The sequence below is a fragment of the Clostridiales bacterium genome (assembly GCA_017961515.1).
In the GTDB taxonomy this organism is placed as follows: domain Bacteria; phylum Bacillota; class Clostridia; order Acetivibrionales; family RGIG10202; genus RGIG10202.
In genome coordinates this window covers 46,053-60,002 of record JAGCXC010000094.1, presented here as the reverse complement: position 1 = coordinate 60,002, position 13,950 = coordinate 46,053, and the positions used below count along the sequence as shown (strand labels likewise).

Genomic DNA, 13,950 nt, shown 5'->3' with positions numbered 1-13,950 from the left:
AGAACTGGGCATTCGGAGATTATTTCTGGGTGTCCAGTGGTGTATATACAAAGTAGATGTAAAATTAATGTATAAAAAAGGACAATTATGTTCTTTTGTTGTATACTACAGGGGGGATATTGTTATAATTATAACCTAATGAGAAGGAGATGATTAGGATGAGTTTGATTGAAGCATGTGAAAAAAATAATTTAGAATTAGTAAAGCAGAAGATAATTTCCGGGGAAAAAATAAATATTCAGGATAGTATGGGTAGGACTCCTTTATATATAGCCTGTGCTAAGGGTAATTTGGAAATAGTAAAAGTTTTAATAGAAAATGGGGCTGATATAAATAGAGAACTTACTAATGGAGATACTCCTTTATATAAAGCTTGTAAGGAAGGAGATTTAGATATTGTTATTTACTTAATTAACAAGGGAGCACAGATACATAAAAGAAATAATATAGGAGATACTCCGTTAATGTACGCATGTTTAGGACAAAATACGGATATAGTGAAGTATCTAGTGGATAGTGGAGCTGATGTAAATGTGCATAACAGAGAAAAAAAGACACCACTGTATTTGGCTGATACAATAGCTGCATACAAGGTATCAAATTATCTAATAAAAAAAGGTGCATACGATCCAAGAGTGAGTATAAAAGAAATGTATGGAGCAACCGATTTGCAGGAAAAATGTTGGGATGGTAATTTAGAGGAAGTTGAAAGGTTGTTAGATGAAGGCGCTAATATAAACGAACAAGATAGAGAAGGGTATAATGTATTAGATTATGCGTGTTGGAGAAATGATGCTAGGATGATAGATTTACTAATTGATAGAGGAATTAATCTTGATATGGACATGTGCGTACCTTTACTTGATGTTGCAATAAAAGAAGAGGATGAAAGGCTAATAGACAAATGCATCCGTATTTTTGAAAATATAGGTAAAAACATGAGTGATGGTTTTGTTAAGTTGATTAATGCAATAGAAGGTGTTGGGAAATTATTAAAAACTGTTGGACAAAAATTTATAGATAAGCTAAAAAAATTCTGGATGAATTTAGTAAATATAGTTAAGACAAAAGCACCAGTTAGAGAAAGAGAGAATGGTGTGGAAGAGAATATAGCCGAGATAGAAGAATATGGAGAAATTGAGGAAACTAAAAGAATTTTTAGAGACAGATGCTGTAAAGGTAATTTGGAAGAAGTAAAAGAGTTAGTAAATAGAGGGCTAAAAATTGATGAAGAAGATGAAAATGGAGAATTCCCTTTACACAATGCATGTTTTGGAAAGAATCCAGATTTAATAAAATTTTTAGTAGAGAGTGGTGGAGATATAAATATAGAAGATGTTGATAGACATACACCATTACATATAGCATGTATGCTGGGAGATTTTGATATAGTGAAGTGTTTGGTAGATATGGGTGCAGATGTAAATAAAGAGAATGTTAATAGACATACACCATTATACGTAGCGTGTGAGAGTGGAAATCTTGATATAGTAAAGCATTTAGTAGAAAATGGTGCAGATATAAATAAAGTGGATGATAATGGATTTACATCACTACATATGGCATGTATTAGGGGAGGCCTTGATATAGTGAAGCATTTAGTAGAGAGTGGTGCAGATATAAATAAAGTGGATGATGATGGATATACGCCACTTTATAGAGCATGTGTTAACGGAGACCTTAATATAGTGAAATATTTAGTAGGTATGAAGGCAGATGTTAATTTAAAAGCTGATGATGATACAACGGCACTGATTTATTCATGCAAAAAAAATAATATTAAGATGGCCCAATATTTAATTGAAAATGGCGCCGATGTGGATTGTAAGGATTATAATGGACGTACTCCGTTATATATAGCGTGTAAGAGAAAAAATCTAGACTTAGTAAAAAGTTTGGTGGAACATGGAGCTAATTTAAATATAGAAAACGAAGCTGGACGTAATCCATTATATAGAGCGTTGGTGTCGAAGGATCCAGATATATGTATATACTTAATAAAAAATGGTGCTTATGAAAAGAAATTTGAGATACAAAAGGTATTTGGATCAACCAATTTACAAAAGCAATGTTGGAATGGCAATTTAGAGGAAGTTGAAAAGTTGTTAGATGAGGGTGCTAATATAGATGAAAGAGATAGAGAAGGGCATAATGTATTAGATTATGCGTGTTGGAAGCATGATGCTAATATGGTGAATTTGTTGATAGACAGAGGGATCAAAATAGATATAAAATATTGTTTCCCTATATTACAAGCTGCAGCAGATAATGAGAATATGAATATGTTAGATAAATATATAAAGTTTTTTAGAGACAAGGCAAAAAGAGAGGACAAAATAGGGAGTTTAAGAGAATGTCTTATGTTAGCTAAGAATATTTATAAAAAGTATGATTCTAAATTTGACAAGAAAATAAAGAATTTTGTGGAAGAGTTAACTAATATATATGTAGCTAAGGTAAATAAAAAAATTATTCCTCCTAAAATAGAACATAATATGGGAAGAGGAATGTAGACAAAAATAGCTCTGGTTTTTAAGTATTTTGACCAGAGTTTTTTTATAGATTTTCTAGACAAAAAATTTAATCTGTAGTATTTGAAGAATCTTTTGGCTTGAAGTCGGCCAATGGATTATTGTCTAATGCATCTTGTAGTTGTTGATTATCTAAATGAGTGTAGATTTGGGTAGTAGCTAAAGTTTCATGCCCTAGTATTTTTTGAAGTGCGCGAACATCTACTTTGCCGTGCTTATACATCAAAGTTGCGGCCGTGTGTCTTAATTTGTGCGTAGAATACTTTTTTGCATCAAGTCCCGACATACGGATGTATTTTTTTACAATAAATTGAACAGTATTTTTGCTAATGCGGGTTTTTCGTGAGCTTAAAAATAAAGCATTTTTATCTATAACTCCGTCAATAGGTCTTTGAGTTAGATAATTATTCAATGCATCGACACAAGCGTGATTTAAGTAGATTATGCGTTCTTTTCCCCCCTTACCAGTGACTGATATAGTGTTGTTTCTTATGTCGTCTAAGTTTATTCCCACAAGTTCAGACAAACGCATGCCACAGTTTAAAAAGAGTGTTAACATTGCAAAGTCACGAAATTTGTGAGCACTTTTTTGTGATGCTACACAATTTAAGAGATTCTTGCTTTCAGCGACATTTAAATAGCGAGGGAGTTTTTTTAGTATTTTAGGTGATTCCAATTCACGAGTAGGATTTAGCGATACAATCTTTACTTTATTTGTTAGATAGTTAAAAAATGATTTAAGACTAGCGACTTTTCTAGCACGAGCGTAAGAAGAGTTGGTGCGTTCTCTATTTACAAAGGACAAAAAAGAGTATAAATCGCTTAAAGTGATATCCTCTAAAGTTTCTGTGGAAAAATCTTTTATTGAAATATCTTCGAAGTTATCTTTATCAACTAATTGTTTATGTACTTTAATAAATCGTAAGAATAGTCTTAAGTCGTAAGAATAGGCTAGTATAGTATTCTTAGATTTTCCTTTTATTGTTTCTAAATAATTTAAGTAATCTATTAAAAAATTTGGCATTTCATCATTTGATATATGAGTTCGCTGTGCCATTTAAAATACATCTCCCTTGAGTTGTTTAATTGTGTTGAAAATGTCAACTAACTACTATACTAAATGTAGAAAAGCATTGTGTCAAGCAAAAAATATATTGCATATATTATAAAAACATATATTATTTGGGTGTTTAAAAAAATGGAAAACAACATCACATATTTTATTCGGAAATTACCTATGAAAACTAAACTAACAAAAAGAGCGTATAAAAAAGGGGGTGTTGATGATATTTTAGGACAGTTTGGGAATCTTAACTATTCAAAACTAACACAAAAGCTTAGTAGATTAATTTATCAGAATATAATATTAAAACTAAGGGATGCTAAATTTTGCCTTAATAGTGCTGGTATAAAAAAATTATATAAAAGTAGTATTGTAAATGATGAAATATATGCCAATGCATTGGTTTGTATTGCAAAGATTATAGAGTCAAGTGATGATTTAGATAATACGCAAGTATATGGAATTGTGGATCTATTATCGAGTTTGGGAGATGTTTGCATTACAGGCCAAAGAAGAGGGATTGTTGAAATAGTGTGTATGTTAGGAGAACATGTCGAAAGCATAACGCAAGGTAAGATAAAAATAGAGGAAGACCCAAATCCATTAAGACGTGCATTAGACAAACTTTTTTTAAATGCTAGGATAAAACTTGCAAATAAATTAATGAATGAAGTTTATATAAAGACAGGAAGAAGAGAATTTACTGATCCACATATGGAGGATTTTTTCAAAAAATATTTAAACAGTAAATATAATTTTAATGTGCCAGTGCCACAAGAAACTGATCCATATGGTATAAATATCGAAAAAAGAGACATAGAAAGATTTATAAAAACAATAGATTTAGAAGAACTGTTATTACATGAGATGTTAAATGATGTAAGAGATAAATGTAAAAACGAAGGAGAATTTTACAATCATATATTGAATTGGGCCACAAATTATTTTCGTAATAGTGGAGAAGAGTGTGAGATATCAGATTTTTTCGCGGCGAATATATTTTGTGGTCAAAGTAGGATAATGAAATTTGAGGCTATATATAGAATGCTGGTAGATGAAGGATACCTTATAAACATAAAAAAAATGTTAGATAAAGTTAAGAGTTGCAAAAAGATAGAAGATCAAATAAAAATCATAAGTAAGAATAAATCCATATTGATGATAAAAAATGAAGGTATGATATTGCAAGAATATTTGCTTAAAAATGACGATATGAAAGCACTTAATATATTACATAAATATAATTGTATAAATTTGAATGAGAAAGATATAAATGGAGATTCTCTTTTGGTAAAGGCATGTAAAAATAAGAACCCCAAAGCGATAATATTTTTATTAGACATTGGTGCCAACGTAGATGATAGAGCAAGCAATGGGAATACGGCGCTTATGATTGCATGCGAACAAAACAATTTTGAGGTGGTAAAGATATTAGTAGAAAGAGGAGCGAATGTGAATGAAAAGGGTAGATGCAATCAAACAGCATTAATGTATGCATGCGAATTTAAGTCATTTGAAGTAGCGCAATATTTGATAGAACACCAAGCAAACGTTAATGCGAAAACAAAGAATGGGGCAACTGCACTTATATATACATTTTTGACTTATATAAAAAACGAAAAAAATAATTTCAAAATAGCAAAACTATTGCTAGAGAATGGGGCTAACATTAATGCAAGAGGAGAATATGGTACGGCATTGGTATATGCTGTAAAATATTGGGGAAAGGATGTTGTAAAATTGTTGTTGCAGTATGGGGCAAAGACGTCGGATATGGATAGTAACGGGAATGATGTATATCAAATTTCTCAAATAAGAGGAGACAAAAACATAATGGAAGCATTAACTAATATAAATATAAATCACCATATAGAGGTAGCTAAAAGGTATTAAAATTGACCTATGCATATATAAAAAAAGTATTGGGTAATATATCACTTGAGGTGAAAACGAGTGAATAAGATAAAAAATTTGATATTGTTTAAGGAGCCACATGACAACACGTTTTTGCTAGAAGATGAAAATTACACCAATAACACGGTCCAAACAAAAGTGTACCCTGATGTTAGCATAAACATTGATACGAATTTATCTTATCTTAAGAAATTATATAATGTATCAATAAATGAGGATATACAAATAAGAGAGTTTGGTGTGAGAATAGAGAAGAAAGTTTATCGAGCATTTATATTTTTTATTGATGGCATGTGTAATTCAAAGTTTATAGACGACAACATAATAACACCACTTATGATACTAAGTAATATTGATATGGTGACACAAAACACAAATATAGTAGATTATGTTGAAAAAAATCTTATAGCGCATAATCAGATTAAGAAAACGAATAAAATTTCGGATGTTGTGTCTGGCGTGAACATAGGTGAATGTGCTATATTTATTAATGGTGCAGAGTTGGCTATTTTAGCGGATGTAAAGGATTGGGATACTAGAAGCGTCGATAAGCCATGTTCAGAGATGGTTATTCGTGGCCCACAGGAAGGGTTTACAGAGAAAATTAGAACTAATACGGCTCTGGTAAGAAAAATAGTAGACAATGAAAATTTGATAATAGAGAGTATAACCATAGGAGAGAAAAGCCGGACCTTGTGTAGCATATGCTATATACAAGATATTGTAAACGATAGTATAGTAGATGAAGTAAAAAGAAGGCTTAAAGGTATCAAGATAGATTATTTGGTGGCATCAGGAGAGTTAGAACAACTGATAGAAGATAATCCATACTTACCATTTCCTCAAGTTTTATCAACAGAGCGCCCAGATAGATTTTCCAGATTTTTAACTGAAGGCAAAGTTGGGGTAATAGTAAATGGAAGCCCATTTGCGTTAATTATGCCCATAACGCACGATGAGCTTATTTATTCAGCAGAAGATAACTATATACGATTTCCTTCATCAAATTTATTGCGTGTAGTGCGCATGCTGGGAATATTTGCGGTGCTATTTTTACCCGGGTTTTATATAGCAATAATAAATTTTCATCAAGAGATAATACCAACAGATCTATTAATAGCGTTAGAAGCTACTAGAGAACGAATACCGTTTTCGGCATTAATTGAACTTGTGTTTATGGAAATTTCATTTGAGTTGATACGTGAGGCAAGCATAAGGGTACCCGAACCAATTGGATCCACGTTAGGTATTGTTGGGGGTATAATACTTGGGCAAGCTGCAGTTAGTGCTAATATAGTAAGCCCAATATTGATAATTATCGTGGCCATCACAGGGATAGGTTCATTTGCGGTACCTAATTTTTCTATTGCGTTTTCATTTAGGATATTGCGTTTCTTTTATATTTTCTTAGGAAGTATAGCGGGGATTGTAGGAGTATTCATCGGTATATTTGTGCATATAGGTATTCTCTGTAATATGGTTTCATTTGGTGTTTTATATTTAAGCTCTAGCCAAAATAAAACCAAATGTAGTCTAATAGATAATTTTCTAAGACCACCGCTGTGGGCTTTGGGCGGAAAACCTAAAAATTTAATGACAAAATGCAATGATCAAAATAGAGATATAGTTAGAGAATGGGAGAAAAAATAAATGAAAAAATCACAAATGATGTATAAACATGAATTCATAGTGCTATTGACTAGTATAATAAGTCTAAATGCAATGTTGACATTTCCGCTTAGAATGACACAATTAGCAGGTACTGCAAGTTGGCTACTTGCGGTGGTAATACTTTTGTTTGCGTTTATTGGTGTCGTAATTCTCCATAAACTATATGAGCCATTTGTTGGTAAAGATATTTTAGATGTGGCGATGTTTACTTGGGGGAGAAAGTTGCAAGTGCCAATAGCATTACTTGCGCTAGCACAGGTATTATATGGTGGTATCGTTGTCGCAAGGCAATTTGGGGAGAGCTTAAATATTATTGCCCTTCCTAATTCACCGATAGGTTTTGTTATATTTCTTTTGATGTTAGGATCAGGTATTGTAGCATGTCAAGGACTAAAGACAGTTGCAAGAGTGGCATTTATCTTCTATAAAGTGGTTAGCGGAGGTATATTGCTAATACTTTTGGGAGTGATAGACAAATTCAAGATTATAAATCTGTTTCCGTTACTAGGTCTTAAAAATGGAATTACGATAAAAAATGGATTTGTTGGCATATCATGGTTTTCAGGAATACTTGCGTATTTTTTGTTTATACCTTTTTTAGATGATAAGGAAAAGGGAAAAGAAGTTTTATACAAAACAGTGGGTATATCGGGCTTGTTCATGTTTTTGGTTACATTAGTATACCAGGGGGTATTTAGTTATCCGGCCAGTAAAAAACAATTCATTCCGCTGTATTCGTTGTCTAGATCTATACAGCAAGGTGGGAAGATAGAGCGTATAGAAGCGATATTTTTTATAATATGGGTGATATCTGCATTGACGTTTATAGCGGTGGCGGCGCTTGTTAGTGCATATATTTTTAGAAGATTGTTTGATTTAAAATACAGTAAGCCCATCATATTGTGCATGATAGTTATAATATTTTCAGTATCACTTATGTACAAAAACATCATTGGAGAAGAAACGTATTTTGTTAAGTTATACAGAAGAGTGAGTTATATAACATCATACATAGTTCCAATGTTGTTATTTGCACTAGCGAACGTTAAGAATAGGAAGGTGAATGCAAAATGAATAGGATATTAATAATCATCATATGTATGCTTCCAATGATTCTTACTTCATGTTACGATAAAGAAGAGATAGACTCAATAACTTATGTAATAGCGTTAGGGCTAGATGAGGGCGAAAGTGATAAGCTAAAAATTACAATGCAATATTTTACTATGAATGAAAAATCAGGTGGGGAATCTGCAAATGAAGAGACAGCAAGCATAACTTTGGAAGCATCGTCTATAATGGAAGGAATAAATCTAATCAATAATTCGGTTGATAAGAAATTAAGTTTTTCTCATACTAAGCTTATAGTTATGTCAGAAAAGTTGGCCAAGAAAGGGAATTTAATTGGGATACTAAAGCCATTACAAAATTCAAAAGAGTTTAGGCCTAATGTTTATGTTGCAGTCTCTAAGGGAGAGGCTAATAAATATCTTAAAGCAATAGAGCAACTTAAGAAGTCTAATATTGCTAGATACTATAAATCAATTTTTTCTTCATATGAATATAGCGGATATTATTTTATATCACCTAAAGATGATTTCTATTATAAAATGTGTGATAAATTTGTTGGAGCGGTTGTGCCATATGTCGCAGTCAATGAATCAAAAGATAACGACAAGAGTGGGAAATTGTTAGCGGGAGAAATGAAAGAGGAGGGTCGAGAAAGCAAAGTTCAGATAATGGGAGTGGTAGTGTTTAATAAAGACAAAATGGTTTCGGTATTAACAGGAGAGGAGGCTATGCATTTTTTGATGACGATAGGAGAATTTAAAAGGGCAATTTATACAGTAGAAGATCCTTTGTCTAAAGATGATATGATAAGTGTAAGCCTTAAGTTGTATAGTAGGCCTAAGATAAAGGTGGTTACGAAGGAGGGTGGGCCATATGTTTACATTGACATAAAATTAAATGGAGAGTATTTATATTTTGAAAGTGATGTAAATTACAATGATAAAGGTAAAAATGCAGTTTTAGTAAATCATATAGAAAAAAAGATTGAGGCTAAGACAAAAAAACTTTTAGAGAAGACGGCACGAGAATTTGAAAGTGATATATGCTTGTTTGCGAAAAATGCACGAAAAAATTTCTGGACATGGCAAGAGTGGGAAAAATATGATTGGAGTAAAAAATATCGGGATGCAAAATTTAACATAAAAGTAGATATGAATATAAAAATGACGGGAATGATTAAACAATGAGGAGGAGTGTGTTATGGAGTTTTATGATATATTTGTGATAATTGCAGTTTTGTGGGTGACATTATATACAGTAAGTTTCGGTGTGTGGACATTTAAAAAGAACAACATAAAAGGTGGAATCGCTGTACTTGTACTAGATGTTTTCGTGGTGATATTACCTGTTGTGATGTATTTACAAAAATAGGGGGTTTACAAAATGACAAATTTTTTCTAAAATAAAGAGGTAGAATCTGTTAAGGGGGTCTTAAAATTGAAGGGTATGAGAGAAAAGGTAGCTTATTGGTTTGATTGGATTGTACACATAGTAATAGCCTTTGTGCTAGGTTTATTTGTAGTAAGGTACGTTTTTCAGATAACTATTGTTAATGGAAATTCTATGGAAAGATATTTACACAATGGGAATAGGCTAATTATGGAGAAGTTTGTATATAAGGTGACAGGGATAAAAAGAGGAAATATTATTATAATAAATAAGCCTCGGGATTTGGAAAATGAGAGAAGCCCTATAATAAAGCGTGTCGTGGGCATAGCTGGGGATTTAGTTGAAATAAAGAATGGTGGAGTATATATAAATGGAGAAAAAATTGACGAACCGTATATAAATGGGATAAACACATATCCCATAGATTTAGCGTATCAAAATATAGTTGTACCAGAGGGATATGTTTATGTATTGGGAGATAATAGATTGCCAAATGAAAGTTTGGACAGTAGAACATTTGGACCTATAAATTTAAAGAAGGTAGAAGGAAGGGCAGTATTAAGGTTTTATCCGTTTAGCCAGTTTGAGGTGTTAAAATAAAAATTATATTGCAAAAGGTGATAGCGTAATGAGGGAATGGACAAAAGAACAGTTGCAAGCGATAAGTGTTGATGGCTGTAATATACTGGTTGCTGCAGCTGCTGGATCTGGCAAAACTGCGGTATTGGTTGAAAGAATAATACAAAAAGTTACTGAAAAAAATGTTGATATAGATAGGCTTTTAATTGTTACTTTCACCAATTCGGCAGCATCGGAAATGAGAGAGCGGATATATCTTGGAATGAATAAGAAATTGGATGGATGTGAAAGTGGCAAGAATATATTAAGGCAGATGACATTGTTGGATAAAGCAAGTATAACAACCATGCATTCTTTTTGTCTAGAAGTGATACGGAATAATCTTTGTGCCATAGATTTAGATCCTTCATTTAGGATAGCAGATGAAACGGAGACGATTCTTTTAAAAAACGAGGTTCTAAATGATTTATTTGAAGAAGAGTATGAGTCACAAAACCTAAGGCTATTAAACTTGTTAGATAGTTACGGTGGTAACAAGGATGACAAGGTTATACAGGATATGGTTTTGGACTTGTATCATTTCATACAAAGTGATCCATGGCCTACAAGGTGGTTACATGATATGATCGACAACATAAAAAAAGCGTCAAATGATGATTTTTCTTGTACACCATGGGGACAAATTATTTTGGATAATATATATCAAAATTTAAATTGTGCATGTGCAAATATCGTGGCGGCTATGGATGTAATGGCGACGGATAAAACACTAAAGGATAAGTATTATCCCATATTCAATGAAGATTATGTAAAAATATCTAGCATAATAGACGTGGTAAGAAACAAAGATGATAAATTAAGGTGGGACAAGTTGTACAATTTGCTAAATGATTTAGAGTTTAAGCGATTACCAGCCATTAATAAATCTCTTGAAGTAGATGAGGACAAAAAAGATAAAGTAAAAGAGTTAAGAGATGATGTTAAAGACATAGTAAAAAAAATTAGAGAAAAGAAAATTACAAGTATGTCGAAAGATATAGGTGAAGATATTGGTAGAGTTTGTCCTAACGTAGAGTGTTTGGTAGAGTTAGTTGAAAAATTTACGGATTTGTATGAACAAAAAAAGAAAAAGAAGAATATAGTAGATTTTGGAGATTTAGAGCACTATTGCCTTCAAATATTAACAACTATTAACCAAGACGGTAGTGTGGAAGCATCTGGTGTGGCAAAAATGTACAAGGATAAGTTTGAGGAGATTTTAGTAGATGAATATCAAGATAGTAATGATATTCAAGAAAAGATAATATCGATGATATCAAGAGAGGATCTTGGATATCCGAATGTTTTTATGGTAGGGGATGTAAAGCAGAGTATATATAGATTTAGACAAGCGAATCCGTCACTTTTTTTGGACAAGTACAATAATTATTCGAAGGATGAGAATAGCGAGTATCGAAAAATACAGTTGTTTAAAAATTTCCGCAGTAGAAGAGGTATTATAGACATAGCTAATTTTATATTTGAACAAGTTATGTCAAGTTATGTTGGAGATCTTGATTATACGGAAGATGAGGCATTAAATTTTGCAGCAAGTTTTCCTCATAATGATGGTGCAATAGGAGATGAAGCTGAGCTACATCTAATAAACATAGAGGATTATGTTAATGATGAAGAAGAGGATGAAGAAGAAAGTTTAAACGCTATACAGTGTGAGGCTCGGGTTGTGGCCAAAAGAATATTAGATCTTATAGAGCAAAAAGATAAAAATATGGTATATGATAAAAATCTGGGTTGCTATAGACCAATAGAATATAAGGATATTGTAATATTACTTAGGACGACAAAAAATTGGGCAGATATTTTTGTACGAGAGTTGCATGAAGTAGGTATCAGTGCATTTGCTGATATCAATACGGGATTTTTTAAGACAATAGAGATAATGGTTGTAACATCATTTTTGCAAATAATAGATAATCCTCTTCAGGATATACCTTTGCTTGCGGTTTTAAGATCACCTATTGTGGGGCTAAATGCGAATGAACTAGCACAGATACGTGTAGTTGATAAGGAAGTTTTGATGTTTGATGCAATAGAAAAGTTTCTTTCAATGGAGCATGATGATGAGTCAAAGCTTATAAAACAAAAGCTTGAGTATTTTATGCATTTGTATAATGAATTAAAAGAGCAAGCGTGGTACATGTCGATAGATGAGCTTATTTGGAATTTATATGATAAAACAGGCTATTACGTAATGGTAGGTGCGATGCCAATGGGTGAGCAAAAGCAGGCGAATTTGAGAATGTTATTTGAGAAGGCAAGGCAATTTGAGGAGACTAGCTATAAGGGGCTATTTAATTTTATAAATTTTATAGACAAACTAAGAAACAGTAGTAGTGATTTTGGTAGCGCCAAAATATTGGGCGAAAATGATAATGTTGTTAGAATAATGAGTATACACAAAAGTAAAGGGCTAGAGTTTCCGATAGTGTTTTTATCAGGGTGTGGCAAAAAAGTTAATCTAATGGACACAACTAAAAATGTTATATTTCACTCTAAGCTAGGTTTTGGCCCAGATGTAGTCGATATAAAAAGGAGAATATCGTGGGCATCGGCTTTGAAAATAGCTATAGGAGAAAAGATAAAGCAAGAAACTTTGTCAGAGGAGATGCGTATCTTATATGTCGCAGTAACTAGAGCAAGAGAGAAATTGATAATAACAGGTAGTGTAAGAGACTTAGATAAGAAGCTTAATAAATGGAGAGATGTTGCGAATGCATATAGGGATAAGATATCATCTTATGATGTGTATAGGGGTAGAACATTTTTGGATTGGATGTGCCCGGTTGTACTAAAGCATAAAAACAGTAGTGATTTTTTTGAAGATGTGCCCGTAGGTTTTGAGTTTCCCACAAATTGTGTAGATGATGAATCTTGCTTTAGAGTATTTTTGGTGAATAAGAGTGATATTAAAGATGAAGTAAAGAAGGTGCAGCAAGATAATGAATTATTTGAGCAAGCGTTGTATGATATAGAAGTGTCGGATGAAATTACATTTATTCCCCCAGATATATTGCAAAGTTTAAATTGGGAATATCAATATAAGGGGTTAGAATCAATCCCGGCTAAGGTGTCGGTTACACAACTTAAGAAAAATTTTGCTTCGGATGATGAGGTTGTGGTAAATAAGCCTAAATTTTTAGAACAGCAAAATAAACTAGAGGCGACTAGTATAGGTACGGCTCTACACTTTGTAATGCAGCACATAAATTTTTGTAACCAAGACATAAATGGACAAATCGAAAGTATGGTTACTAGGGGATTGTTAACTAAAGATGAAGCATCAAGTGTAGATACTAGGAAAATAAAAAGGTTTATAGAGTCTAAACTTGGCCAAAGAATAAAAGCGTCAAATAAAATAAATAGGGAGGAACCATTCTTCTTAAAAATACCTTGTAGTGAAGTTTTTGATGTAAGCGATTCTGAAGATGAGTATGTAGTCCTACAAGGGGTTATAGATTGTTATTTTGAGGAAGAGGGTTATTTGGTGCTGTTAGACTACAAAACTGATTTCGTTAGAGATAAGAGTGATATTTGTCGAATAAAAGAAAGATATAAAACGCAAATAATGAAATATAAAGAAGTGCTAGAGAAGTTGACGGGAAAAGAAGTGCGATACCAGTATATTTATTTATTCTCAAATGATAGTGTTATTAAGTATTAGGAAAATAGCTA

Annotated in this window: 9 protein-coding genes; 8 read left to right on the top strand and 1 reads right to left on the bottom strand. The window is 32.4% G+C overall.

The features are described from left to right. The first annotated feature begins 158 nt into the window (after nt 1-158). A complete protein-coding gene (locus tag J6Y29_07090) occupies nt 159-2,513 on the top strand; it encodes an ankyrin repeat domain-containing protein (protein ID MBP5427629.1) in 2,355 nt (784 codons plus the stop codon). Between the two features lie 67 nt (nt 2,514-2,580). Here J6Y29_07090 and J6Y29_07085 read toward each other — a convergent pair whose 3' ends face one another. After that, nucleotides 2,581-3,588, bottom strand: a complete 1,008-nt coding sequence (locus J6Y29_07085; GenBank protein MBP5427628.1) for a tyrosine recombinase XerC — start codon at nt 3,586-3,588, stop codon at nt 2,581-2,583. 141 nt (nt 3,589-3,729) lie between these two features. Here J6Y29_07085 and J6Y29_07080 point away from each other — a divergent pair, with 141 nt between their 5' ends. From J6Y29_07080 to addA, 7 genes are all read left to right on the top strand, one after another. Further along, nucleotides 3,730-5,487, top strand: a complete 1,758-nt coding sequence (locus tag J6Y29_07080) for an ankyrin repeat domain-containing protein (GenBank protein MBP5427627.1) — start codon at nt 3,730-3,732, stop codon at nt 5,485-5,487. A 60-nt stretch (nt 5,488-5,547) separates the two neighbouring features. Further along, a complete protein-coding gene (locus tag J6Y29_07075) occupies nt 5,548-7,158 on the top strand; it encodes a spore germination protein (GenBank protein ID MBP5427626.1) in 1,611 nt (536 codons plus the stop codon). Beyond that, a complete protein-coding gene (locus J6Y29_07070; protein MBP5427625.1) occupies nt 7,159-8,253 on the top strand; it encodes a GerAB/ArcD/ProY family transporter in 1,095 nt (364 codons plus the stop codon). It begins immediately after the preceding gene. Then, nucleotides 8,250-9,437 (top strand): Ger(x)C family spore germination protein, encoded by a 1,188-nt coding sequence (locus J6Y29_07065; GenBank protein ID MBP5427624.1) that lies wholly within the window; start codon nt 8,250-8,252, stop codon nt 9,435-9,437. The genes J6Y29_07070 and J6Y29_07065 overlap by 4 nt, the downstream gene beginning before the upstream one ends. A 13-nt stretch (nt 9,438-9,450) precedes the next feature. Next, on the top strand, nt 9,451-9,621 hold the full coding sequence (locus J6Y29_07060) for a hypothetical protein (GenBank protein MBP5427623.1): 171 nt from the start codon (nt 9,451-9,453) through the stop codon (nt 9,619-9,621). 75 nt (nt 9,622-9,696) lie between these two features. Beyond that, the gene (lepB, locus tag J6Y29_07055) at nt 9,697-10,239 is read left to right on the top strand and encodes a signal peptidase I (protein ID MBP5427622.1); all 543 of its coding nucleotides are present in this window, start codon (nt 9,697-9,699) and stop codon (nt 10,237-10,239) included. Between the two features lie 28 nt (nt 10,240-10,267). Then, nucleotides 10,268-13,939 carry a helicase-exonuclease AddAB subunit AddA gene (gene addA / locus J6Y29_07050; GenBank protein MBP5427621.1) on the top strand — a complete coding sequence of 1,224 codons (3,672 nt, stop codon included), beginning with the start codon at nt 10,268-10,270 and terminating at the stop codon, nt 13,937-13,939. Nucleotides 13,940-13,950 lie beyond the last annotated feature (11 nt).